The sequence below is a fragment of the Streptomyces atriruber genome (assembly GCF_001418325.1).
GTDB lineage: Bacteria > Actinomycetota > Actinomycetes > Streptomycetales > Streptomycetaceae > Streptomyces > Streptomyces atriruber.
The window spans coordinates 1-23,657 of record NZ_LIPN01000042.1 but is presented as its reverse complement, the minus strand read 5'-3'; the positions used below and the strand labels follow the sequence as shown (position 1 = coordinate 23,657).

22 protein-coding genes and 2 tRNA genes are annotated in these 23,657 nt (G+C 69.6%); 14 read left to right on the top strand and 10 right to left on the bottom strand.

Annotated elements, in window-relative coordinates:
- Window positions 1-6 precede the first annotated feature (6 nt).
- Window positions 7-90 (bottom strand) — tRNA-Leu (locus AOK03_RS05250).
- 504 nt (window positions 91-594) lie between these two features.
- On the opposite strand from AOK03_RS05250, the gene AOK03_RS05245 reads away from it, so the two are divergent.
- From AOK03_RS05245 to pknB, 6 genes are all read left to right on the top strand, one after another.
- The gene (locus AOK03_RS05245; RefSeq protein ID WP_055563972.1) at window positions 595-1,485 is read left to right on the top strand and encodes an FhaA domain-containing protein; all 891 of its coding nucleotides are present in this window, start codon (window positions 595-597) and stop codon (window positions 1,483-1,485) included.
- Between the two features lie 10 nt (window positions 1,486-1,495).
- Window positions 1,496-2,011 carry an FHA domain-containing protein FhaB/FipA gene (locus AOK03_RS05240; protein WP_055563971.1) on the top strand — a complete coding sequence of 172 codons (516 nt, stop codon included), beginning with the start codon at window positions 1,496-1,498 and terminating at the stop codon, window positions 2,009-2,011.
- Window positions 2,012-2,142: 131 nt separating this feature from the next.
- Window positions 2,143-3,702, top strand: coding sequence for a Stp1/IreP family PP2C-type Ser/Thr phosphatase (locus AOK03_RS05235; RefSeq protein ID WP_244177485.1), 1,560 nt, complete (start codon window positions 2,143-2,145; stop codon window positions 3,700-3,702).
- Window positions 3,703-3,728: 26 nt separating this feature from the next.
- Complete coding sequence (locus tag AOK03_RS05230; protein ID WP_055563969.1) at window positions 3,729-5,138, top strand: FtsW/RodA/SpoVE family cell cycle protein; 1,410 nt, start codon at window positions 3,729-3,731, stop codon at window positions 5,136-5,138.
- Window positions 5,135-6,598 carry a peptidoglycan D,D-transpeptidase FtsI family protein gene (locus AOK03_RS05225; RefSeq protein ID WP_055563968.1) on the top strand — a complete coding sequence of 488 codons (1,464 nt, stop codon included), beginning with the start codon at window positions 5,135-5,137 and terminating at the stop codon, window positions 6,596-6,598. The genes AOK03_RS05230 and AOK03_RS05225 overlap by 4 nt, the downstream gene beginning before the upstream one ends.
- A gap of 168 nt (window positions 6,599-6,766) precedes the next feature.
- A complete protein-coding gene (gene pknB, locus AOK03_RS05220; RefSeq protein ID WP_055563967.1) occupies window positions 6,767-8,788 on the top strand; it encodes a Stk1 family PASTA domain-containing Ser/Thr kinase in 2,022 nt (673 codons plus the stop codon).
- 81 nt (window positions 8,789-8,869) lie between these two features.
- Here the strand turns inward: pknB and AOK03_RS05215 are convergent, their stop codons facing one another.
- The 5 genes from AOK03_RS05215 to AOK03_RS05190 form a co-directional block, all read right to left on the bottom strand.
- Window positions 8,870-9,604, bottom strand: a complete 735-nt coding sequence (locus AOK03_RS05215; RefSeq protein WP_055563966.1) for a class E sortase — start codon at window positions 9,602-9,604, stop codon at window positions 8,870-8,872.
- A 24-nt stretch (window positions 9,605-9,628) separates the two neighbouring features.
- Window positions 9,629-10,903, bottom strand: coding sequence for a class E sortase (locus AOK03_RS05210; protein ID WP_055563965.1), 1,275 nt, complete (start codon window positions 10,901-10,903; stop codon window positions 9,629-9,631).
- The gene (locus AOK03_RS05205; RefSeq protein ID WP_055563964.1) at window positions 10,900-11,553 is read right to left on the bottom strand and encodes an aminodeoxychorismate/anthranilate synthase component II; all 654 of its coding nucleotides are present in this window, start codon (window positions 11,551-11,553) and stop codon (window positions 10,900-10,902) included. The genes AOK03_RS05210 and AOK03_RS05205 overlap by 4 nt, the downstream gene beginning before the upstream one ends.
- A 210-nt stretch (window positions 11,554-11,763) precedes the next feature.
- Entirely contained in the window at window positions 11,764-12,462 is a 699-nt protein-coding gene (locus AOK03_RS05195; RefSeq protein WP_079074497.1) for a class E sortase, read from the bottom strand.
- 27 nt (window positions 12,463-12,489) lie between these two features.
- Window positions 12,490-13,260 carry a DUF881 domain-containing protein gene (locus AOK03_RS05190; RefSeq protein WP_055563961.1) on the bottom strand — a complete coding sequence of 257 codons (771 nt, stop codon included), beginning with the start codon at window positions 13,258-13,260 and terminating at the stop codon, window positions 12,490-12,492.
- Between the two features lie 142 nt (window positions 13,261-13,402).
- Here AOK03_RS05190 and crgA point away from each other — a divergent pair, with 142 nt between their 5' ends.
- Entirely contained in the window at window positions 13,403-13,660 is a 258-nt protein-coding gene (gene crgA, locus AOK03_RS05185; RefSeq protein WP_055563960.1) for a cell division protein CrgA, read from the top strand.
- A 240-nt stretch (window positions 13,661-13,900) separates the two neighbouring features.
- Here the strand turns inward: crgA and AOK03_RS05180 are convergent, their stop codons facing one another.
- Both AOK03_RS05180 and AOK03_RS05175 read right to left on the bottom strand, forming a co-directional pair.
- Window positions 13,901-14,797, bottom strand: a complete 897-nt coding sequence (locus tag AOK03_RS05180; protein ID WP_055563959.1) for a rhomboid family intramembrane serine protease — start codon at window positions 14,795-14,797, stop codon at window positions 13,901-13,903.
- Between the two features lie 125 nt (window positions 14,798-14,922).
- The gene (locus tag AOK03_RS05175; RefSeq protein ID WP_055563958.1) at window positions 14,923-15,456 is read right to left on the bottom strand and encodes a peptidylprolyl isomerase; all 534 of its coding nucleotides are present in this window, start codon (window positions 15,454-15,456) and stop codon (window positions 14,923-14,925) included.
- Between the two features lie 301 nt (window positions 15,457-15,757).
- Between AOK03_RS05175 and AOK03_RS05170 the strand changes: the two genes are divergently transcribed.
- Window positions 15,758-16,477 carry a DUF5324 family protein gene (locus AOK03_RS05170; protein WP_055563957.1) on the top strand — a complete coding sequence of 240 codons (720 nt, stop codon included), beginning with the start codon at window positions 15,758-15,760 and terminating at the stop codon, window positions 16,475-16,477.
- A gap of 151 nt (window positions 16,478-16,628) precedes the next feature.
- Entirely contained in the window at window positions 16,629-17,183 is a 555-nt protein-coding gene (locus AOK03_RS05165; protein WP_079074495.1) for a flavin reductase family protein, read from the top strand.
- On the opposite strand, the gene AOK03_RS05160 is transcribed toward AOK03_RS05165, so the two are convergent.
- Window positions 17,161-20,070: an ATP-binding protein gene (locus AOK03_RS05160; protein WP_079074494.1), complete on the bottom strand. Its 2,910-nt coding sequence runs from the start codon at window positions 20,068-20,070 to the stop codon at window positions 17,161-17,163. The two genes, AOK03_RS05165 and AOK03_RS05160, sit on opposite strands and share 23 nt — an antisense overlap.
- 147 nt (window positions 20,071-20,217) lie before the next feature.
- Between AOK03_RS05160 and AOK03_RS05155 the strand changes: the two genes are divergently transcribed.
- From AOK03_RS05155 to AOK03_RS05145, 3 genes are all read left to right on the top strand, one after another.
- Window positions 20,218-20,649 carry a VOC family protein gene (locus AOK03_RS05155; RefSeq protein WP_157868866.1) on the top strand — a complete coding sequence of 144 codons (432 nt, stop codon included), beginning with the start codon at window positions 20,218-20,220 and terminating at the stop codon, window positions 20,647-20,649.
- Window positions 20,650-20,690: 41 nt separating this feature from the next.
- Entirely contained in the window at window positions 20,691-21,143 is a 453-nt protein-coding gene (locus AOK03_RS05150) for a pyridoxamine 5'-phosphate oxidase family protein (protein ID WP_055563978.1), read from the top strand.
- A 150-nt stretch (window positions 21,144-21,293) separates the two neighbouring features.
- Window positions 21,294-21,692: an iron chaperone gene (locus AOK03_RS05145; RefSeq protein WP_244177487.1), complete on the top strand. Its 399-nt coding sequence runs from the start codon at window positions 21,294-21,296 to the stop codon at window positions 21,690-21,692.
- A gap of 59 nt (window positions 21,693-21,751) precedes the next feature.
- On the opposite strand, the gene AOK03_RS05140 is transcribed toward AOK03_RS05145, so the two are convergent.
- Window positions 21,752-21,824, bottom strand: a tRNA-Ala gene (locus AOK03_RS05140).
- Window positions 21,825-22,006: 182 nt separating this feature from the next.
- Here AOK03_RS05140 and AOK03_RS05135 point away from each other — a divergent pair.
- Together AOK03_RS05135 and AOK03_RS05130 are read left to right on the top strand one after the other, a co-directional pair.
- The gene (locus tag AOK03_RS05135) at window positions 22,007-22,555 is read left to right on the top strand and encodes a helix-turn-helix domain-containing protein (RefSeq protein WP_055563954.1); all 549 of its coding nucleotides are present in this window, start codon (window positions 22,007-22,009) and stop codon (window positions 22,553-22,555) included.
- A 48-nt stretch (window positions 22,556-22,603) separates the two neighbouring features.
- Window positions 22,604-23,657: serine/threonine-protein kinase (locus AOK03_RS05130; protein ID WP_244177484.1), on the top strand; the 1,054-nt coding region annotated here is incomplete at its 3' end.

Sequence of the window (23,657 nt, the reverse complement as noted above, 5' to 3'; positions counted from 1 at the left end):
TCGTTGTGCGCGAGGGGGGAGTTGAACCCCCACGCCCTTGCGGGCACTGGAACCTGAATCCAGCGCGTCTGCCTATTCCGCCACCCGCGCATGGGTGCTGTCTTTGGGTCTCCCACTGTGTGGTGCGAGCGCCTGCCGACATCCAGAAGATTAGCACGCTGCAGAGGGTGGATTCACATCCGTATTCGGCGGGCACCTGGCCCCAGAAGCTCTGCCCCGGCCCCGGACGGGTCCCATCCGCCCCACGAGCCGAACCGGACCCGTCCGGCGCCCCGGTCCCGTATTCGCCCCCTCCCCGGCCGAGGTCGCCGAGGTCCACAGCCAGGTGCGGGACACTGGCTTTGGGCCCCCTCTACGATCCCTTGTAAAAGGAGGCTCGAGCAGACGTCCCGAGCAGCTGCCCGTACGGGGCTCCGGGGCCACGGATCAGGGCTCCATCAGGGGTCCTGGGAGGATCCCCGGACGCTTGTGCGGGCATGTCTTGTGAGAGGCGACACTCGTCGACTGGGCGGACAGGGGGAACCAGCCGATTTCCCGGCGCGTGGATACGATCAGTAAGCAGTACCAGGATGACTACGACGGAGGAGGTGCCCCATGGGAGTCCTGAAGAAGTTCGAACAGCGACTTGAAGGTCTGGTCAACGGCACCTTCGCCAAGGTGTTCAAGTCCGAGGTCCAGCCCGTCGAGATCGCCGGCGCGCTCCAGCGGGAGTGCGACAACAACGCGACGATCTGGAACCGCGAGCGGACCGTCGTCCCGAACGACTTCATCGTGGAGCTCAGCGCACCCGACTTCGAGAGACTCAGCCCGTACTCGGGCCAGCTCGGCGACGAGCTCTCCGGCATGGTGCGTGACTACGCGAAGCAGCAGCGGTACAGCTTCATGGGCCCCATCAAGGTCCACCTGGAGAAGGCCGAGGATCTCGACACCGGCCTGTACCGCGTGCGTAGCCGCACCCTCGCCTCCAGCAGCTCCCAGGCTCCCGAGCACCCCTCCGCGGGCCCCAGCGGCCCTACGGCCCCCGGCCGCGGCGCAGGTGGCGCGGGGGCGGGTGGAGCCGGCTATCCGCAGCCACCCTCCGGTTCGCCCGGAGGCGCACCTCCCATGCCCGCCGCGCCGCCGCCCGGCGCGGGTCGCCCCAGCGGGCAGTCCCCGGCTCCGAACAGGCCCGCGGGCCCCGGTGCGGGACCACTTCCGGGCGCCCAGGTGCGGCGCTGGATCGAGATCAACGGCAATCGCCATCAGATCTCCCGCCCGACGCTGGTGCTGGGTCGCAGCACCGACGCCGATGTGCGGATCGACGACCCCGGCGTATCCCGCCGGCACTGTGAGATCCGGACCGGAACGCCCTCGACGATCCAGGATCTCGGGTCTACCAACGGCATCGTGGTAGACGGGCAGCACACCACCCGCGCTACGCTCCGCGACGGCTCGCGGATCGTCGTGGGCCAAACCACCATCGTTTACCGGCAAGCCGAAGGGTGAAGCGGGGGCAATGTCAGAGCTGACCCTGACGGTCATGCGGCTAGGTTTTCTGGCCGTTCTGTGGCTGTTCGTGATCGTGGCCGTCCAGGTCATCCGCAGCGACCTGTTCGGAACGCGCGTCACACAGCGCGGTTCCCGGCGCGAGCGGCCGCAGCAGGCCGCCCGCCAACAGCAGGCCGCACCCCCACAGCAGCGCCAGCAGCAGGGCGGCGGTGGCCGTCAGCGGCGCGGCGCCCCCAGCAAGCTGGTCGTCTCCGAGGGCATCCTCGCCGGGACGACGGTCGCGCTGCAGGGCCAGACCATCACGCTGGGCCGTGCGCACGACTCCACGATCGTGCTGGACGACGACTACGCCTCCAGCAGGCATGCCAGGATCTACCCGGACCGTGACGGCCAGTGGATCGTCGAGGATCTCGGGTCCACCAACGGCACGTATCTCGACCGGACCCGACTCACCACCCCGACGCCCGTTCCGCTGGGCGCGCCGATCCGCATCGGCAAGACCGTCATCGAGCTGCGGAAGTAGTACTACGTCATGACAGAGCGCGAGCGGAGCGAGCGAGCCGAAACGGCTGTCCAGGCACTGGACGCCGGCGCGCTCCCGACCGGAGGGTGGGCACCGTGCGGATGTACCCGGAGCCGACGGGCGAGGTGCGCATGAGTCTGTCTTTGCGCTTCGCCGCCGGATCGCACAAAGGCATGATCCGGGAGGGGAACGAGGACTCCGGTTACGCCGGCCCACGTCTCCTCGCGATTGCCGACGGCATGGGGGGCCAGGCCGCGGGTGAGGTGGCGAGCTCCGAGGTCATCTCGACGCTCGTCACGCTCGACGACGACGTCCCGGGCTCGGACATCCTGACGTCGCTGGGCACCGCCGTGCAGCGGGCCAACGACCAGCTGCGCATGATGGTCGAGGAAGACCCCCAGCTCGAGGGCATGGGGACCACCCTGACCGCGCTCCTGTGGACGGGACAGCGCCTCGGCCTGGTGCACGTGGGCGACTCGCGCGCCTACCTCCTGCGGGACGGCGTCCTGACGCAGATCACTCAGGACCACACCTGGGTGCAGCGCCTCGTCGACGAGGGCCGCATCACCGAGGAGGAGGCCACCACCCACCCGCAGAGGTCCCTCCTCATGCGCGCGCTGGGCAGCGGCGACCACGTGGAGCCCGATCTGTCGATCCGCGAAGTGCGCGCCGGCGACCGGTATCTGATCTGCTCGGACGGCCTCTCCGGAGTCGTCTCGCACCAGACCATGGAGGACGCCCTCGCGTCCTACCAGGGCCCTCAGGAGACCGTGCAGGAGCTCATCCAGCTCGCGCTGCGCGGCGGCGGCCCCGACAACATCACCGTGATCGTCGCCGACGTCCTGGACATCGACAGCGGCGACACCCTCGCCGGCCAGCTGTCCGACACCCCCGTGGTCGTCGGCGCGGTCGCCGAGAACCAGCTCCAGTCGCAGGACGACGGCGCGATGCAGACCCCCGCGGGCCGTGCGTCCGGCCTCGGCCGCCCGGTGCCGCCGCAGGCCCCCCAGGGAGGGGGCGGCTTCGGCCCGCCCGGCAGCGGCGACACCACGGGGTACGTCCCCGAGGGCAGCTTCGGGGCGTACGACGACGAGGACTTCGTAAAGCCCGGTGGCGGCCGCAAGTGGCTCAAGAGATCGCTCTACGGAGTGCTCGCTCTCGCCGTCATCGGCGGCGGCCTCTACGGCGGCTATCGCTGGACGCAGACCCAGTACTACGTGGGCACGAAGGACAAGCACGTAGCCCTCTACAGGGGCATCGACCAGGACCTCGCGTGGGTCAGCCTGTCGAAGGTCGAGAAGGACCACCCCGAGGTCGAACTCAAGTACCTGCCGCCGTACCAGCGCAAGCAGGTCGAGGCCAACATCGTCGAGGACAGCCTCGACGAGGCCAAGAGCAAGATCGACGAGCTGGGTCTGCAGGCCACCGCGTGCAAGAAGGACGCGGAGCGCCGCGAGGTCGAGCGCGAGAACAACGCCAAGACCGGCGAGGGCGAAGCGGGCGGCACGACGGGACTGCGCACCGCGCCGACCCCGGACCCGACCACGCCCGGCACGGACGCCAGGACCGACAAGAACGACAAGAACAACTCGACCGACAAGAACAAGTCCAAGACCGCACCGACTCCCACACCCGGCCCCAGCCTCTCCGAGGATGAGCAGAAGCTGGTCCCGCTGTGCGGTAAGCAGTAAGCAGCCGTTGGGGGCCTCTGCACGCCATGAGCAGTAGTACTACACACACGTCGACGATCGGCGCGATCGGAGCGCCGAGCCGGCGCAACACCGAGCTCGCGCTGCTCGCGTTCGCCGTCGTCATCCCGCTGTTCGCCTACATGAACGTGGGCCTCGCGCTCACCGGTGAGGTGCCCACGGGCATGCTCGGCTACGGCCTGGGCCTCGGCCTGCTGGCCGGCGTCGGGCACATCGTCGTGCGCAAGTTCGCCGCGTACGCCGACCCGCTGCTCCTGCCGCTCGCGACGCTGCTCAACGGCCTCGGCCTGGTGATCATCTGGCGGCTCGACCAGTCGGAGAAGCTCCAGCAGCGGGACAACTTCGTCCAGGCCGCGCCGAACCAGCTGATGTACTCGGCGATCGGTGTCGCGCTCTTCGTGGGCGTGCTGCTCCTGCTCAAGGACCACCGCGTCCTGCAGCGCTACACGTACATCTCCATGGTCGGCGCCCTGGTCCTGCTGCTCCTGCCGCTCGTGCCGGGCCTCGGCATGAACGTGTTCGGCGCCAAGATCTGGATCAGCATCGGCGGCTTCTCCATCCAGCCCGGTGAGTTCGCGAAGATCGTCATCGCGATCTTCTTCGCCGGCTATCTGATGGTGAAGCGCGACGCGCTCGCCCTGGCCAGCCGCCGATTCATGGGGCTGTACCTCCCGCGCGGACGCGACCTCGGCCCGATCATCGTCGTCTGGGCGATGTCGATCCTGATCCTCGTCTTCGAGACCGACCTCGGTACGTCGCTGCTGTTCTTCGGCATGTTCGTCGTGATGCTCTACGTCGCCACGGAGCGCACCAGCTGGATCGTGTTCGGTCTCCTGATGTCCGGTGTCGGCGCGGTCGGCGTGGCCTCGTTCGAGCCCCATGTTCAGCAGCGTGTGGACGCCTGGCTCAACCCGTTCTCCGAGACGGTCATCCAGAACAACAGTGACCAGATCGCCCAGTCCCTGATGGCGTTCGGCTCCGGCGGCGTGCTCGGTACCGGCCTCGGCCAGGGCAACTCCGACCTGATCGGCTTCGCCGCCAACTCCGACTTCATCCTCGCCACCTTCGGTGAGGAAATGGGTCTGGCGGGCGTGATGGCGATCCTGCTCATCTACGGCCTGATCGTGGAGCGCGGCGTCCGCACGGCGCTCGCCGCCCGTGACCCGTTCGGCAAGCTCCTCGCGATCGGCCTCTCCGGAGCCTTCGCCATCCAGGTGTTCGTCGTCTCCGGCGGCGTCATGGGCCTGATCCCGCTGACGGGTATGACCATGCCCTTCCTGGCGTACGGCGGTTCCTCCGTCATCGCCAACTGGGCCCTCATCGGCATCCTGATCCGGATCAGCGACACCGCGCGCCGTCCCGCCCCGTCCCCCGCACCGAACCCCGACGCCGAAATGACCCAGGTGGTCCGACCGTGAACAAGCCCCTGCGCCGGATCGCGATCTTCTGCGGGCTGCTCGTCCTCGCCCTGCTCGCCCGGGACAACTGGCTCCAGTACGTGCAGGCCGACTCCCTGGCCAAGCACGAGAAGAACCGCCGCGTCACCATCGAGCGCTACTCCCAGCCGCGCGGCGACATCATCGTCGACGGCAAGCCCATCACCGGCTCCAAGGCCACCCCGGGCAGCGACCTGAAGTACAAGCGCACCTGGAAGGACGGGCCCATGTGGGCCCCCGTCACCGGCTACTCCTCGCAGCGCATCGGCGCCAACCAGCTGGAAAACATCGACGACGGCATCCTGACCGGCAACGACGACCGGCTCTTCTTCCGCCGCACGCTCGACATGCTGACCGGCGAGAAGAAGGAGGGCGGCAATGTCGTCACGACCCTCAACGGTGCCGCGCAGAAGGCCGCGTACGACGGCCTGACGGGCCGTGGCAAGGGCGCCGTGGCCGCGATCGACCCGTCGACGGGCGCGATCCTGGCACTCGCCTCCACTCCCTCGTACGACCCGGGGGACTTCGCGGGCAACACCAACGCCGAGGCCCAGAAGTTCCTCGACCTCGACAAGAGCAAGGACAAGCCGCTGGTCAACCGCGCGCTGCGCGAGACCTATCCGCCCGGCTCCACCTTCAAGGTGGTCACGGCGGCGGCCGCCCTGGAGCACGGTCTGTACGACAGCGTCGACGAGAAGACGGACTCGCCCCTTCCGTGGACGATGCCGGACACCACGCAGCCGCTGCCGAACGAGGGCAACCTGCCCTGCAAGAACGCCTCGCTCCGCGAAGCGCTGCGGGTCTCCTGCAACACGGTCTTCGGCAAGATCGGCTCCGATCTCGGCAAGGACAAGATGCTGGAGACGGCCAAGAAGTTCGGCTTCAACTCCGAGCAGTTCGTCCCGGTCCGCTCGAACGCCTCGAACTTCCCCGAGGAGATGGACAGGCCGCAGACCGCACTGTCCTCCATCGGCCAGTTCGAGACCGCCGCGACGCCCCTGCAGATGGCCATGGTCGCCTCCGCGATCGCCAACGACGGCACGCTCATGGAGCCGTACATGGTCAGCGAGCTGCAGGCCCGCAACCTCGACGTCATCGAGAAGCACTCGCCCAAGGAGATGAGCGAGCCGCTCTCGAAGGAGAACGCCCAGAAGCTCCAGGAAATGATGGAGACGGTCGTCAAGTCGGGCACGGGAACCATGGCCCAGATCCCCGGCGTCACCGTCGGAGGCAAGACGGGTACGGCGCAGCACGGCGTCGCGAACAGCAAGAACCCGTACGCCTGGTTCATCTCGTACGCGAAGACGGACTCCGGCTCGCCGGTCGCCGTCGCCGTGGTGGTCGAGGACAGTGACGCCAGCCGTGACGACATCTCCGGCGGCGGCCTCGCCGCGCCCATCGCCAAGAACGTGATGAAGGCAGTCATCGACAGTAAGAAGTGACCCCCGTCACGGGCCCTCCACATCGGTGCACGTTGCGGTACCGGTCCGGTATCGGGTGACGGTCGCGGCCGGGTCACGCAAGTGGAGCCGGGTACCGTATGCCCGGACAGCACACCGCCGGACCACACAACGGTGCGGTCGGGACCGACGGAGAGGGCTGGAATAGCTATGGAAGAGCCGCGTCGCCTCGGCGGCCGGTACGAGCTGGGCCAGGTGCTCGGCCGCGGCGGAATGGCGGAGGTCTACCTCGCGCACGACACCCGCCTCGGCCGCACCGTGGCGGTGAAGACGCTGCGTGTGGACCTCGCTCGCGACCCGTCGTTCCAGGCCCGGTTCCGCCGTGAGGCCCAGTCGGCCGCCTCGCTCAACCACCCGGCGATCGTCGCGGTCTACGACACCGGCGAGGACTACGTGGACGGGGTCTCCATCCCGTACATCGTGATGGAGTACGTCGACGGCTCCACGCTGCGCGAGCTGCTGCACTCCGGCCGCAAGCTGCTGCCGGAGCGGGCCATGGAGATGACGATCGGCATCCTCCAGGCCCTGGAGTACTCGCACCGCAACGGCATCGTGCACCGCGACATCAAGCCGGCGAACGTCATGCTGACGCGGAACGGCCAGGTCAAGGTCATGGACTTCGGCATCGCCCGCGCCATGGGCGACTCCGGCATGACGATGACGCAGACCGCCGCGGTCATCGGCACGGCGCAGTACCTCTCGCCGGAGCAGGCCAAGGGCGAGCAGGTCGACGCCCGCTCGGACCTCTACTCCACGGGTTGTCTCCTCTACGAGCTGCTCACGGTCCGGCCGCCCTTCGTGGGCGACTCCCCGGTCGCCGTGGCCTACCAGCACGTACGTGAGGAGCCGCAGGCCCCGAGCGTCTTCGACGGCGAGATCACGCCGGAGATGGACGCCATCGTCCTGAAGGCCCTCACCAAGGACCCGGACTACCGCTACCAGTCGGCCGACGAGATGCGCGCCGACATCGAGGCCTGCCTCGACGGCCAGCCCGTCGCGGCCACCGCCGCCATGGGCGCGGTCGGCTACGGCGGCCACTCGGACGACCAGCAGACCGCGATGCTCCGCCCGCAGAACGGCGGGGGCCAGACGTCCATGCTGCCGCCGGTCAACCCGGACGACGGGGGCTACGGCTACGACGAGGGCCGCGGCCGCCGGCAGAAGAAGAGCAACACGTCGACGTGGCTGCTCGTCCTCGCCGGGATCCTCGTCCTGGTGGGCGCGATCCTCATCGGGAAGTACACCTTCGGCGGTGACGGCGGGGGCGACGGGTCGATCAAGGCCCCGAAGCTCATCGGCGAGACCGAGGATGAGGCCAAGAGGTCCGCCACGAACGTCGGCCTGAAGTTTGAGGTCGGCGAGCGCAAGCGGTGCGCCAAGTTCCCGAAGGGCGAGGTCTGCGACCAGAACCCCGGGGTGGACGCCGACGTCAAGAAGGGCGACACCATCACGGTGACCGTCTCGTCGGGTTCGCCGAAGATCACCGTCCCGGACGTGCAGGGCCTCAGCTACGAGGTGGCCGAGAAGCAGCTCCAGGACAAGGGCTTCACCAACATCGAGAAGGCCACCGAGGAGTCCGACCGGACCCCCAACAAGGTCATCCGTCAGGACCCCGAGGGCGACACCAAGGCGGAGAAGAGCGAGAAGATCACGCTCACCGTCGCCAAGGAGAAGAAGCAGGAGACCGTCCCGGACGTCGCCGGCCTCGACTACGAAGCCGCGGCGAAGCAGATCACGGACAGCGGCTTCACTCCCGCCCGCCAGGACGTGGCCAGTGAGGACGTCGAGGAGGGCAAGGTCATCAAGACCACGCCCTCGGCCGGTACGCCCGCCGACCCCGGCTCCACGGTCAACGTCCAGGTCGCCAAGAAGGCCGAGGAGTCAACGGTTCCGCCCCTCACCGGCCAGAAGCTGAAGGACGCCCGCAAGGCCATCGAGGACGCGGGTCTGTCCGTCGGCACCATCACCGGCCCGCAGGACGACGATGCCCTCGTGGTCCTGTCCACGCCCAACGCCGGCGAGAAGGCCCAGCCCGGCACGGCGGTCAACCTGACCACCGCGGGCGGCGGCGGAGGCAACGGCATCGGTGGCGGCGGGGACGACGGCGGCGGCATCGTCGGCGGTCTCTCCGACGGCAACAACGGCCACGGCGGCAACCACTGGTGGGACTGATCCCCGAGTGACCCACGTGTAGAAGCCCCGGTACCGCTGAGCGGTACCGGGGCTTCTGCGTTGTCGCTCAGCTCGTTCGCACTACTTCAGCTCCGCCGGAGGCGTCCGCTTGCCGTCGACCTTCTCGATGCGGTCCAGCTCGCCCCACACGACGTACCGGTCGCGGGACGTGTAGACGGGCGTGCAGGTCGTCAGCGTGATGTAGCGGCCCGGCTTCTTCGCGCCCGATTCCTTGGGGACGGGGTCCAGGACCTTCACGTTGTACTTCGAGGTCTCGGGCAGCATCGCGTACACCTTGTAGATGTACCACTTGTCCCGCGACTCGTAGACGATCGCGTCGCCCTTGCCGATCTTGTCGATCTTGTGGAACTTCGCGCCGTGCCCGTCGCGGTGCGCGGCCAGCGTGAAGTTGCCTTCCTTGTCCTGGGGCAGCGCCGACTTGATCGGGTCCTTGTAGTAACCGGCGACTCCGTCGTTGAGGACCTTGTTGCTCGTGCCCGGCTTGACCAGAACCTCGCCCTTGCCCATCGCGGGTACGTGCAGGAAGCCGATGCCGTCCTTGGTGTCGATGGAGCCGGGTCCTGCCGCCCAGTGGTCGCGCACCCGGTCGCCCTGCTTGTGCGCCTCCCGGTCCGCTATGACGTTCGTCCACCACAGGGAGTAGACGACGAAGAGCCCGAGCAGGAGGCCCGCGGTGATGAGGAGTTCACCGAAGACGCTGACCGCCGTGGCGATGGGGCCGCGGCTGCGGCGCCGTGGTGCGGGGGCCGGCGCGGGCGCCTCGTCCTGCTTCTCGTCATCGGTCGTGGCTGCCACTGGATCTGCCCCGTTCTCACCGTTCTAGTTCACGAGCGCGCTCGGTTTGCCCTTGTCGCGCGGTCGCTCCTCGACCATCTTGCCCCAGACGATCATTCGATACTTACTCGTGAATTCCGGGGTACAGGTGGTAAGTGTGATGTACCGGCCGGGTTTGGTGAAGCCCGAACCCGGGGGGACGGGACCGATCACGCCCGTGTTCCCGGGCGACGTCTGCGGCAGGATGCTCGCCATCTTGTAGACGAAGTACTTGTCCTGCGTCTCTACGACGATCGGGTCGCCCGGCTCCAGGCGGTTGATGTAGCGGAACGGTTCGCCGTGCGTGTTCCGGTGCCCCGCGACCGCGAAGTTGCCCTGCTTGGCCTCCGGCATCGCGGTCTTGGTGGCGCCCTCGTTGTAGTGGCCGACCATGCCGCGGTCGAGGACCTGCTGCTTGTCGATGCCCTCGGCGACCGGCACGACGACATCGAGGCGCGGAATGTGCAGCAGCGCGAAGCCCTGTCCGGGCTCGAAGCTGCCGGGCTTGCCCTTGCCCTTGGCCCAGCTCTCCTGGAGGTCGTGCGCGGCGCCGTTGGCCTGCTGATGGGCCCGGATGTTCGTCCACCAGAGCTGGTACGTGACGAAGAGGAGCATCAGGACGCCGACGGTGATGAAGACTTCGCCGAGGCCCCGGCTGATCACCGCGCCCGGCGACGGCCTGCGGGCACGCTCCGCGCGGCGGGCCTCCACGCGCGAGAGCGGGGCGCCCGGCCGGGACTCCGCGGGGCGCGTGCCGCCCTTCTTGGCGGCCTTGCGGCGGGCGGCCCGGCCCTCGGTGGGGCGGTCGGGCTCCGGCTCGGCTATTCGCCGCGTGTCGTCGGTCCGCAGCCCCACCGTCTCGTCGTCCGACACGGGCTCGTACGTGGGGGCGGGCTGTTCGGAGACGGGCTGTTCGGGGGCGTACGCGCCGTACAGCTGCTCGTACGTGGGCTCGGGGGTCTGCGGCGGCGGCTGCTGGCCCTGCGCGGGCGGCGGCTGCTGCTGCGGTTGCTGCTGCTGCCCGTACCAGTCGCGGGCGTACCCCTCGGGGTCGTACCACTCCTGTTCCTGCGGCTCCGCCGCTGTCCGCGCGGCGGGTGTCCGCTCCGGCTCCGCGCCGCCGCTGCGGAACCACGGCGAGGGGTGCTGCCCCGGCAGCGGATCCGTCAGGGGGTCCGCCAGGTCATCGACCGCCGCCTCGAACGCACCGGCGTCCCCGTACGCGTCATCCGCGTCGTACGGGGCTCCGGAGGAGTCGCGCTCGGGGCGCAGGTCCGTCACGCCGTGGCCCTGCCCACCACCGGGGCAAGCCCGCTCGATCGGGCGACGGCTCCGGTGTCGCCGCACTCCACCAGCCAGTTGGCCAGCATGAGGTGGCCGTGCTCGGTCAGCACCGACTCCGGGTGGAACTGGACCCCCTCGACCGCGAGTTCACGGTGGCGCAGGCCCATGATGATGCCGTCCTCCGTGCGCGCGGTGACCTCGAGGTCGGCCGGGACGGTGGCGGGCTCGGCGGCCAGCGAGTGGTAACGGGTCGCGGTGAACGGGGACGGCAGGCCCGCGAAGACACCCTTGTTCTCGTGGCGGACGAGCGAGGTCTTGCCGTGCAGGAGCTCCGGGGCGCGGTCCACCACACCGCCGTACGCCACGGCCATGGACTGCATGCCGAGGCAGACGCCGAAGACGGGCACGCCGGTGGCGGCGCAGTGCCGCACCATCTCGACGCACACGCCCGCCTGTTCCGGGGTGCCGGGGCCCGGGGAGAGCAGCACGCCGTCGAAGCCGTCCTGCGCGTGCCGCAGCTCGACCTCGTCGTTGCGCAGGACCTCGCACTCGGCGCCCAGCTGGTACAGGTACTGGACGAGGTTGAAGACGAAGCTGTCGTAGTTGTCCACCACGAGAATGCGGCTGCGGCCGCCGGCGGCGCTCACTGGCCGTCCACGGTGACGTCGTTGAAGGGCAGCAGCGGCTCGGCCCACGGGAAGACGTACTGGAACAGCACATAGACCACGGCGAAGACGAGCACCAGGGAAATCAGTGCCCTCACCCATGCGTTTCCCGGCAGATGCCGCCAGATCCAGCCGTACATGCCGTCCCTTCCGTCGCGTACGGCCAGGCCTCCCTCGCCGTACCGCACCAGACTAACGGCGCAGTGCCTCCGGTTTCCCTGCCTCCACGGGCTGGGTCGCGTCCAGATGTGCCCAGGCGATCAGCCGGTGACTGTGGCCCCACTCTGGTTCACAGGTCGTAAGGGTGAGGTAACGGCCCGGGCCGTCATAGCCGGATTTGCGCGGCACGGGATCAATGACGTCGATGTCGCTGGGGAGCGTCTTGTAGGGCTTCTTGTCGATGCGGTACGTGAACCAGGTCGCGCCGTCGGTCAGGACGACGGGGTCGCCGGGGCGCAGCTTCGGGAAGTCCTTGAAGGGGTCGCCGTAGGTGCGGCGGTGGCCCGCGACGGAGAAGTTGCCCTTCTGGCCGAGGCGGGCGGTGGAGGCGTAGTGGCCGAGGCCCTTCTTGAGGACGTCGGTGCCGGTGCCCTGGAGCACGGGCTTGTTCCACGTGAAACCGAACCGCGGGATGTACATGACCGCGAAGGCCTTGCCGTCCTGGTAAGGGGCGGGTTCGTCCAGCGAGTCCGGTGAGCTCTCGGTCGGCTTGTCGTCCGTCCCCGCGGAGACGGCGCCCTGCGCCCATCGGTCCTGAAGCTCGTCGATCTGGCTGTCCATGGCGTTGTCGGCCTTCACACCGGTCCAGAACAGGACGTACACGACAAAGAGCACGATCAGTGTGCCGACGGTGATGCACAGTTCGCTGAACGTCCTGACGAGCACACGCACGGACACAGGACGGTCCCTCCCTGGCTGCTACTCCACGGGCTTCGCGTAATGGAGATCCACTGTGCCCGAGTAGCCGGGAAGAGTCACCGCTCCGTCGTCATCCACTTTCCATCCGAGTCCGTACGCGTTGACGTACAGCATGTAGTTCTGGATCTCGGGGGAGGCCGCGAGGGCGTTCTTGAGCTTGTCGGGGTCGCCGACCGCGGTCACCTTGTACGGCGGTGAGTAGACGCGGCCCTGGAGGATCAGGGTGTTGCCGACGCAGCGCACGGCGCTGGTGGAGATCAGGCGCTGGTCCATGACCTTGATGCCCTCGGCGCCGCCCTTCCAGAGGGCGTTGACCACGGCCTGCAGGTCCTGCTGGTGGATGACCAGGTCGTTGGGCTGGGGCTCGGGGTAGCCGGGGAGCTTGGCGGTGGCGTTGGGCGGGGCGTCGGCGAGGGTGACCGAGACCGCCTTACCGCTGAGCTTCTTGGTACCGGCGTTCCCCTCCAGCGCCTTGAGCCGGGCGTCGTCCGCCTTGGTGCCGCCGCTGTCGCGCTGGGCGAGCGACTCGACGTCGTCGCGCAGGGTGCCGTTGGACTCGTCGAGGGCGCCGTTCTTGTGGCTGCGCTCCTGAATGAGGTCGGAGAGTTTCAGCAGGGAGGCATCGGTGCGAATGTTGGTGCCCTTGGCCGTGTTGAAACTGGTGAAGAAGATCAACCCGGCAAGGGCGAAAACAGCACCCGTAAGCACCCGAACCGGACGCCACCGGGGGCGACGAACGGGACCTTTGTGGGAGTCGGCAGAATTGCTCAACGTACCCTTATCTCCTTAGGCGCCGCGGAAGCACTACGCTAACGGACGCCCGGGGGAGGCTTCAGCTCCCCGTAACGCCCCGCCCGGCGCCAGACAACAGTTACCTGCGCGGCCACGCAGCGCATCGACAGGAGAGACCCTCGTGCCGAAGTCACGTATCCGCAAGAAGGCAGACGACTACACGCCGCCGCCCGCGAAGAAGGCGACGAACATCAAGCTGACCAACCGCAGCTGGGTTGCGCCGGTCATGCTGGCGATGTTCCTCATCGGCCTCGCCTGGATCGTTGTCTTCTACGTCACGGACGGAAAGCTGCCGATCGATCCGCTGGGGAACTGGAACATCGTGGTGGGCTTCGGCTTCATCGCCGCGGGGTTCGGCGTCTCCACCCAGTGGAAGTAGGCCTCCGGCCGAACGCAAGCCTTGCCCTGAGTTATCCACAGCGCTATCCACATGGGGAAAAGGTCTGAAGATCTGTGGATAACCTTCGGCCGGTTGACGCCGGTGTGACTGGCCGACCGGAACTCTGTTCGCCGCCCGCCCCTTGTCCTTGCTGGGGAAACCCAGGTCAGGGACAGGGGGCACGGTTGTTCCCCACAGCATGCACAAGATCCGCCACACGCTGTGGACAACGTCGGTACGTCAGGTGAGCTCCGCGGTCCTCACGAGGACCATGACCACAACCGCGGCGAGCACCAGTGCACAGCTGCCGTACTGGATGAGGCTGCGCCGTTCGCGGGGCGCGTGCACCATCGCATAGCCGACGATGACACCGCCGACGAGCCCGCCGACGTGCGCCTGCCAGGCGATGTTGGGCCACCAGAAGGTGATCACCATGTTGATCGCCAGCAGAGCGATGACCGGCCGCATGTCGTAGTTCAGCCGCTTCATCAGGATCGCGGTCGCGCCGAACAGTCCGAAGATCGCGCCGGACGCCCCGAGCGAGGGCCTGAACGGCTCTTCGAGGAGATACGTCAGCGCGCTGCCCGCCAGCCCCGAGGCCGCGTAGAGCGCGAGGTAGCGGACGCGGCCGAGAGCGGCTTCGAGCGGGCCGCCGATCCACCACAGGCTGAGCATGTTGAACGCGATGTGCATATAGCTGCTGTGCAGGAACATCGCCGTCACCAGGCGGTACCACTGGCCCTCGGCGACGCCCTCGACCGAGCCGAACTCCGGGACATAGGCCCGGCCCAGCAGGTCGAAGCGGTCGGTGAAGCTGTCCCCGACCGTCAGCTGCACGAAGAACAGGGCGAGATTCATCCCGACCAGGACCTTGGTGACCAGGCGCGGGTCGGCGGCGACCGTGCCGCCCGCGACCGTGCGCGGCTGGTTCGCCGTCGGCGCGTGACCGGTGCCCGAACCGTCACGGACGCACTCGGGGCACTGGAAGCCGACCGATGCACTGATCATGCATTCGGGGCAGATGGGGCGCTCACAGCGCGTGCAGGTGATGCCGGTCTCACGGTCCGGATGCCGGTAGCAGCCGGGCACACCCGACGCCCCCTGCGGCTCCTGTGGACTGCCTGGCGCCTGGTCCATGGGGGTCCCCTCAATCTCCGTACGAAGGCACTGCGACGGCACGCGCGGCAACGCACCGCCCCGCCCTTCCTTACGGATGGGCGGGGCGGTTTGGTTCCCTCGCGATACGCGTGGGTACGCGCAGGTCAGGCGTCGCGGGTCTCGATGACCACGGACTCGATGACCACGTCGCTGACCGGGCGGTCGGTGCGCGGGTTGGTCTGGGTGCCGCCGATGGCGTCCACGACCTTCTTGCTGGCGTCGTTGGTGACCTCGCCGAAGATCGTGTGCTTGCGGGTCAGCCACGCGGTCGGCGCGACAGTCACGAAGAACTGCGAGCCGTTGGTGCCCGGACCGGCGTTGGCCATGGCCAGGAGGTACGGCTTGTCGAAGGCGAGGTCCGGGTGGAACTCGTCCTCGAACTCGTAGCCCGGGCCACCGGTGCCGTTGCCCAGCGGGTCGCCGCCCTGGATCATGAAGCCGCTGATGACGCGGTGGAAGACGGTGCCGTCGTACAGGCGGTCCGTGGTCTTCTTGCCGGTCGCGGGGTGGACCCACTCGCGCTCGCCCTGAGCGAGCTCAACAAAGTTCTTGACCGTCTTGGGCGCGTGATTCGGCAGAAGCCGTACCTCGATGTCGCCCTGGTTGGTCTTCAGGGTGGCGTAAAGCTGCTCAGCCACGATCTGCCTTCCGTTGTCTTCTGTGACACCCCGATCCTCGCACGGACCGGATTGGGACGAGTAGCCACCGAGTGGGCGCGCGCCGGAGGGATCCGTGGCATTGTCGGCCAAGAGCTCTCCGCTGCGGAGATTTTGCCTGGTTCAGAGACTGAAACGCTCAGAAAATGGAACTCAGGATGCCGGGGTCAGCTTCCATGACCCGGATGCCCGCCCTCGCATGTCATCGGAGCGATCCGAAAGGCATGATCCCTGAAAGGGTGGAAAGGTGACATACCTATACGCCACCGAGGAGGAGGATCCCGTGACCCGCATCGACAGCGTGCGCGCCGCGACCGGCTCGGCCAAGGACAGCGTGCGTCACGCCGCGGACGCGGTGGCCCCTTACGCCGACACGGCCAAGGACCGGGCCACTCACTACGCCCACGAAGCGCGCGCACGGCTCGCGCCCAAGGTGTCGCTGGCTGCCCAGCAGGCCGCTGATCAGGCCCGTGTCCAGTACAGCACCCACGTCGCTCCCCGTGTCGAGCAGGCCCGCACGCATGTGCCGCCGAAGGTCGACCACGCCGCGCACGAAGCCGCGGCCCGCACCCGCAAGGCTGCCCGCCAGGCCGCCGACTACTCCAGGCCCCGCATCGAGCACGCGGTCGCCGCCGCGCAGCCCGTCCGCGAGGAGGCCACGTCCCGCGGGACGGCGGCGCTCGCCGCGCTGCGCGGTCAGGTCTCGGCGAAGGAGGTCCAGCGCCTGGCCCGCAAGCACCAGCGCAGGGCCCGGGCGGGCCGCCTGGCCAAGCGCCTCGCGGTCATCGGCATCGTCGCGGGTGGCGCGATTGCCGCGTGGAAGTGGTGGGACAAGCAGGCCAACCCCGACTGGCTGGTCGAGCCGCCCGCGGCCACGGAGGTCCCGGACAGCACGCCGCTGACCTCCGTCGACGGCAGCGGCCAGGCCGCCCTCGACCCCGAGGTGCAGGCCAAGCAGGCAGAGGCCGAGGCGGAAGCGGCTGACCGGGACAAGCGGGGCTGACGTCGTCGCCACGCAGGCATGCGGAGGCCGTACAGAGCCAGTGGGTCGTAGCGAGTAGGAGCGGGGTGGGAGGCCGGTTGGTCTCCCACCCCCGCGTTGTTTCACGTGAAACAACGAACCGCGGTCCGGGCATGGAGAGGAAGGGGATGCCTTGGGTGCCGTGGACGAGGGCATCGCGGCCTTCACCGGGCTCGCGGACTCCTCCGCGTACGTCGTCACCGCCGCGGCGGACGGACAGCGCGCGGGCTGTCTGGTCGGCTTCGCGAGCCAGTGCTCGATTCAGCCCGTCCGGTTCGCCGTATGGCTCTCCAAGGCCAATCACACCTACCGGCTCGCCCTGACGGCAACCACCCTCGCGGTGCACCAACTGCCCCGGCACCGGCACGACCTCGCGGCACGCTTCGGGTCGCTCTGCAGCGCCCGGACCGACAAGTTCTCCGGACTGGACTGGAAAGAGGGTCCGGGGGGAGCCGTCCTGCTGTCCGACTCCCTCGCCTGGTTCGTCGGCCGCATCCACGACCGGTGCGACGGGGGCGACCACGTCGCGTTTGTGCTCGACCCGATCGCCGCTTACGCCCCGGGTTCGGGTTCGGCTTCGGCTTACGCCCCGGATCCGGGTTCGGCTTCGGCTTCGGCTTCGGTCGCAGGAGAATCCCCGCTGAGCCTGCACGACGTCGGTGACATCACTGCCGGGCATCCCGTGTGACGTGGTCGCCGTCCAGCAGCGCCTCGGCCCGGTCCAGCTGGGCGGTGGCGACCGGGTTGCCGGTGACGATGCGCCGAGCGGCGTCGATGCGGGCCCGCGCGTCCGGATGCCCGACCAGCGCTGACGCCTCCGCCCTCAGCGCCACGTACCAGTGCAGCCAGACCCAGCAGACCCACTTCCACACCTCGTCCGGTTCGGGAGCGACCCGATCCAGCGCCGCCTCGGGGTCCCCGTCGTGGAGCAGGACCATCGCGTCGAAGACGGCTCCATAGCCGTGGCGGTGGTCCAGGACGGGGCCCGCGCGGTCGGCGATCGCGAGCCAGCTCGCCCGAGCGTCCTGGTCACCGCGCAGTCCGTGGACCATCGCGACCGCCGCGGCGGCCGGGCCGAGCACGAACGACCGCTGCCGACCGCTCTGCTCCCACGCGTCGAGGAACCGCACGCTGCCCGTGAGCACGGCGTCGGTGTGACCGGCGAGCGCCTCGCTGATCAGGAGCCAGGACACGGCATGGTGACCCGCCTCGGCCAGCAGCGGGTGGTCGGCGAGCTGCCTGCTCCACCGCAGGGCCCGCGGCAGGTCTCCTACGCCGAGGGCGTTCCCGGCGGCCATGGCGAGGGCGTCGATGCGTTCGTGCGTCCTGGCGAGGCGTTCGTGCGTACCGGCGAGGGTGGAGGCGGGCGCGGAGGCACGGGCGGGAGCGCCCGGTGCCGAGGTCAGGATGTCGATGCGGCGGCGTGCGGCTGCCGCGGCGCCGAAGGAGTCGCCGGCCCAGCTCCTGGCACCGGAGAGTGCGTCGAGGGCGGCGGACTCGGCCACCGGATCGCCCGTGCGCCGGGCCAGTTCGACGGCTCGCTCGGCGTATCCGACGGTGTCCTGCGCGGTGTTGTCGGCGTCTCCCTGCACCGCGCCGTAGGCGTCCGCGGTCACCGCCGCCTCGGCCAGCGCCATGGCGGCCGCGCCGACGAGGTCACCGTGGCTGTCGCTGCCCCCGCCGCCGGTGCCGATCAGCTCTCGCGCCTCCGCGAGCACGGCGGCGACCTCGTCCGTGCCGGGGAGCCGGGTGAACGTGGCGGAGAAGCGGTACGCGTTGGTGGCGGCCGCCGCCAGGTCGCGGCCGGCGCCCGCGGTGTCGCCTGCCCGGCGGGCGGCCTGCGCGGCGGCGCGGTGCAGGCGGAACATGTCCTCGCCGAGCCTGCGGCACCCGGCCACCGCGGCGGCCTCGCGCAGGGCCGTGGCGGCGGCGAGGGCTCCCGGCCCGACAGACCCCACAGACCCGACAGAGGTGTCGGCGAGCGCGGCGGCCTGCTCGAAGCGCTGCTGTGCCTCGCCGAGCAGGTTGCGGGAGAAGGCCAGCCCGGCCAGCGACAGGGCGAGACGGTGGGCGGATTCCTGCCGGTCGGGCTGGGCGGCGGCCCAGGCGAGAGCGGCACGGAGGTCGTCCGCCAGTGCGTCGAACCGGGCCCGCGCGTCAACACCATCCCCGTCGGCGTCGCCGCCGCCAACACCACCAACGCCACCTTTGAACCCGTCGGCGTCGGCACCGCCACCGGCCAGCTCGCTCGCGCCCCTCAGGCACCACGCCACGTGACGGGACCGGACGTCCGTCAGCTCGATGGCGTCGGCGAGCCGTTCCGTCCCGTACTGGCGGATGGTCTCCAGCGCCCGGTACCGCAATCCGGTCGCGGAAGGTCGCGCGTGCCGCGTCACCGACGGTGCCGCGGCGAGCAGGGACTGCTCCGCGAGCCTGCCCAGTCCGTCGGCCACCGCGGCCGGTTCCAGCGGGGCGAAAGCCGCCACCGCGACGGCGTCCTCGACGGTGAAGGGCATGGCGAACACGGAGATCCGGCGCAGCAGGACGCGGTCCTGCGGCTCCAGCAGGTCGTGACTCCAGTCCAGCGCCGCCCGCACCGACCGGTGCCGGTCCTCGGCGCGGAATCCGCCCGCCAGGACGCGCAGCTGATCGGAGAGGCCGGCCGTCAGGCCGTCGAGACCCAGCGTCGGCCAGCGCGCCGCCGCCAGCTCGATCGCCAGGGCCATACCGTCGAGCCGTTCGCACACGGCAGCGATCCGGTCGCGCAGAGAGGGATCCGGTGCCGCCCCCGCAGCCGACGCCCGCTCCATGAACAGAGTGACGGCATCGGACTCGCCCCCGTCGGCCCAGGACAGCGGCGGAACCTGGTGCACCCGCTCGAACGGGACCATCAGCCGCGCCCGGCTCGTCGCCAGCACCTTCAACCGCGGGCAGGCCACCAGGAGCCGCTCCAGGAACGGCGCCACTCCGTCACGTATCTGCTCGCAGTTGTCCAGCACCAGCAGCGCCTGCCGGTCGGCGAGGGACGCGACCACCGCTTCGTCGACACCGCGACCGGGCTGCTCGCCCACCCCCATGGCCGCCGCCACGGCCGCCCCGACCCGTGCCGGATCGGTGACCGGGGACAGGTCGACGAACCACACCCCGTCGGCGAAGTCGTCGGCCACCTCCGCCGCCACCGCCAGGGCGAGCCGCGTCTTGCCCACCCCGCCCGGTCCGGCCGCGGTCACCTGCCGGTGCGCCTTCACGAGCCCGGCCAGCTCCTCGCGCTCCCGCACCCGGCCGACGAACGCCGTCAGCGGTGCCGGGAGGGCCGGAGCCGCGGGGGCCTCAGGGGCATCGGGAGCCTCGGGGGCCGACTCGGCTCGGGAGGCCTCGGCCGCACGCTCGGAGAGCGCCCGCCGGGAGAGCGCCCGCCGGTCCGGTGCCTCCAGCTTGCGCAGCAGCGAGGAGATGTGGGACTCGACCGTCCGTACGGAGATGAACAGGCGCGCGGCGATCTCCGCGTTGCTGAGGTGCTCGCCGAGCAGCGCGAGCACCTCGGATTCCCGGGCCGAGACAGCTGGAGTGGGCACGGAGGCATTATGCGTGGCGGATCAGTGGCGGGATCCGTGGTCAGCACGGAGGCGGACGCCACCCCCTGAGGACGAGGCTGTGACCACAGCAACCGGGACGGCAGGACACGGACTCCCGGCCAGCACACACCGCCCCCTGGAGCGACCATGCCCACCACCTCCACGCCCGCTTCGCCCACCCCTGGTACTGCCGCCCCGAGTACTGCCACAACGGATGCCGCACCGACGGACGCCGCGACGCCGGGACTCAGGACCGTTCTGCACCCCGTCTCCGACCTGGCGCGCGCCAAGGCCGTGCACACCGCCCTGCTCGGTGTCCCGCCGCAGATCGACGAGCCCTACTACGTCGGGTTCGAGGTCGCGGGTCAGCACGTCGGCCTGCTGCCGTCCGGCGGACCGCAGGGCCTGACCTCGTCGCTGGCCTACTGGCACGTGCCGGACATCGAGACGAAGCTGGCCCAGCTGAAGGCCGCGGGCGCAACCGTGACGGAAGCCGCGCACGACGTCGGCGGCGGCCGCCTGGTTGCCACCGTCACCGACCCCGACGGCAACGTCCTCGGCCTCCTGCAGGACCGATGACCGGCCGGAACGATGCCCGCCGGACCGATCCCACCGGACCGATGACCGCCGCCCCGCGCCCCCGCGCCCAGCGCCGCCACGACACCGAGCACCGGCTCGCCCACGACGTCGACGTCTGGGTGGCCAGCGCGTCGGCGGAGGGCACCCCGTACCTCGTGCCGCTCTCCTTCGACTGGGACGGCGAAGCACTGTGGCTGGCGACCCCCGCCGACAGCCCGACCGGCAGAAACCTGGCCGCAACCGGGACCGCCCGGCTGGCCCTGGGGAGCACCCGGGACGTGACCGTGATCGAGGGAGAGGTCCAGGTCCTCGGGATCGACGAACCGCCACGGGAACAGGGCGACCGGTTCACCGCGCGCACCGGCTTCGACCCACGCCAGGAGACCGCTCCGTACCGCTGGTTCCGCGTCGTTCCCCACCACATCCAGGCCTGGCGGGAGTCGAACGAACTGCGGGGCCGCGACCTCATGCGGAAGTCCCACTGGCTCGACTGACCCGCCCCGCCCCACCCCGAACCGTGCACAAGAACAGAAGCAGAAGCAGTACGAGAAGCAGAGGGAGACCAGGCCGTGCAGAACACATCGACCGCATCGAAGTCCGCCGAGAGCACCACGGGCACCTTCACGCAGGAAGAGCGGGCCGCGATGAAGGACCGCGCCAAGGAGCTGAGGACATCCGGCCGCCGCAGTCCCGGCCCACGCAAGGCCTCGGCGGACGGGGAGCCCGACGTACTCGCGAAGATCGCCGAGATGACGGACGCGGACCGCGCCCTCGCCGAACGCCTCCACGCCCTCGTACGCGCCACCGCCCCGGCCCTCTCACCGAAGCTCTGGTACGGGATGCCCGCCTACGCCAAGGACGGCAAGGTCCTCTGCTTCTTCCAGAGCGCCCAGAAGTTCAGGTCCAGGTACGCGACGTTCGGCTTCAACGACGTGGCGAACCTCGATGACGGCACTATGTGGCCGACCGCCTTCGCCCTGACGGAGCTCACCGCCGAGGCCGAGGAGCGGATCAGAGAACTCCTCGTCGGCGCCACGAGCTGAGAGCACGCGAAATGCCCTCCGAATCCCTGCGTTTCCGCAGGCCAGAGGGCATTTTCTTGTGGAGCCTAGGGGAGTCGAACCCCTGACATCTGCCATGCAAAGACAGCGCTCTACCAACTGAGCTAAGGCCCCGTGACGGATACGCCGAACCGGAAGAATCACGTCCCGACGTGCATCGCAGACCAGAGTACCGGGTCACCCCCCGGATCCCGCAAAAGGATTGGGGGTCCCGGTCCACGACCACTCTCCGTAAGATGCTCGACGTGGTTCGCGGCAGCGAACCACGGTCTTAGGGGAAGCGATGGGGAGACGCAATGGACGCCGCACAGCAAGACACCACCGCGAGAGCACGAGAGCTCCAGCGGAATTGGTACGGGGAGCCGCTGGGGGCGCTCTTCCGTCGCCTCATCGATGATCTGGGCCTCAATCAGGCACGGCTCGCCGGAGTCCTCGGCCTGTCCGCGCCCATGCTGTCCCAGCTGATGAGCGGTCAGCGTGCCAAGATCGGCAATCCCGCGGTCGTCCAGCGCGTCCAGCTCCTCCAGGAACTGGCGGGCCAGGTCGCGGACGGCAGCGTCAGCGCCGCCGAGGCCACCGACCGCATGGACGAGATCAAGAAGTCCCAGGGCGGCTCCGTCCTCACCAACACCTCTCAGACGGCAACGAGTTCGGGCGCGCCCACCGTCAAGCGCGTGGTGCGTGAGATCCAGTCACTGCTGCGCTCCGTCGCGGCGGCCGGCGACATCATCGATGCCGCTGACTCCCTCGCCCCGACCCACCCGGAACTGGCAGAGTTCCTCCGGGTGTACGGCGCCGGGCGCACCGCGGACGCGGTCGCCCACTACGAGGCGCACCAGAGCTGAGCCGTCGACCGGGCCGCGCGCGGCCCGGAAGGGGAGCGGAGCGCGACCATGGGTGAGGTCTTCGCCGGCCGGTACGAGCTGGTCGACCCGATCGGACACGGGGGAGTCGGGGCGGTCTGGCGCTCGTGGGACCACAGGCGGCACCGGTACGTGGCCGCCAAGGTCCTCCAGCAGAGCGACGCACACGCACTGTTGAGGTTCGTCCGGGAACAGGCCCTGCGGATCGACCACCCCCATGTGCTCGCGCCCGCCAGCTGGGCCGCCGACGACGACAAGGTCCTGTTCACCATGGACCTGGTCGGCGGCGGCTCGCTGGCACACGTGATCGGGGACTACGGCCCGCTCCCGCCCCATTTCGTCTGCACCCTCCTCGACCAGCTCCTCTCCGGCCTGGCGGCCGTCCACGCCGAAGGTGTCGTCCACCGCGACATCAAACCGGCCAACATCCTGCTGGAAGCCACCGGCGCCGGGCGCCCGCACCTGCGCCTCTCCGACTTCGGCATCTCGATGCGCAAGGGCGAGCCACGGCTGACCGAGACCGATTACGTGGTCGGTACGCCCGGCTACTTCGCCCCCGAACAAATGCTGGGCGCCGAACCGGACTTCACCGCCGACCTCTTCGCGGTCGGCCTGGTCGCCCTGTACCTCCTGGAAGGCGCCAAGCCGGACGCCAGGGCCCTGATCGAACACTTCGCCGAACACGGCACTCCACGGGCCCCTCAGGGCGTTCCTGAGCCCCTCTGGCAGGTCATCGCCACCCTCCTCCAGCCGGATCCGCAAACGCGCTTCCGTACGGCCACGGGCGCACGCAAGGCACTGGCCTCGGCCGCGGAGATGCTGCCCGAGCCGGTCCCGGACGACGAGCTCATCGAGATCTTCGATCAACTCGCCCCGCTGCCCATGGGGTTCGGTCCCGAGGGCCCCGACGACCTCGCCGGCCACGTCGGCCACAACGGCCCGGCCGGTCCCACCGGCCGCGCCACCCCCACCGGCCCGGACGGCTCCCTCGCCACCACGCCGCGCCCGCGCTCCGCACCCCGCCACGCACGTCACGCGCGCCCCACTCCTGGGCCAGAGCTGTCCGGCCCGCCCTCGACACCGC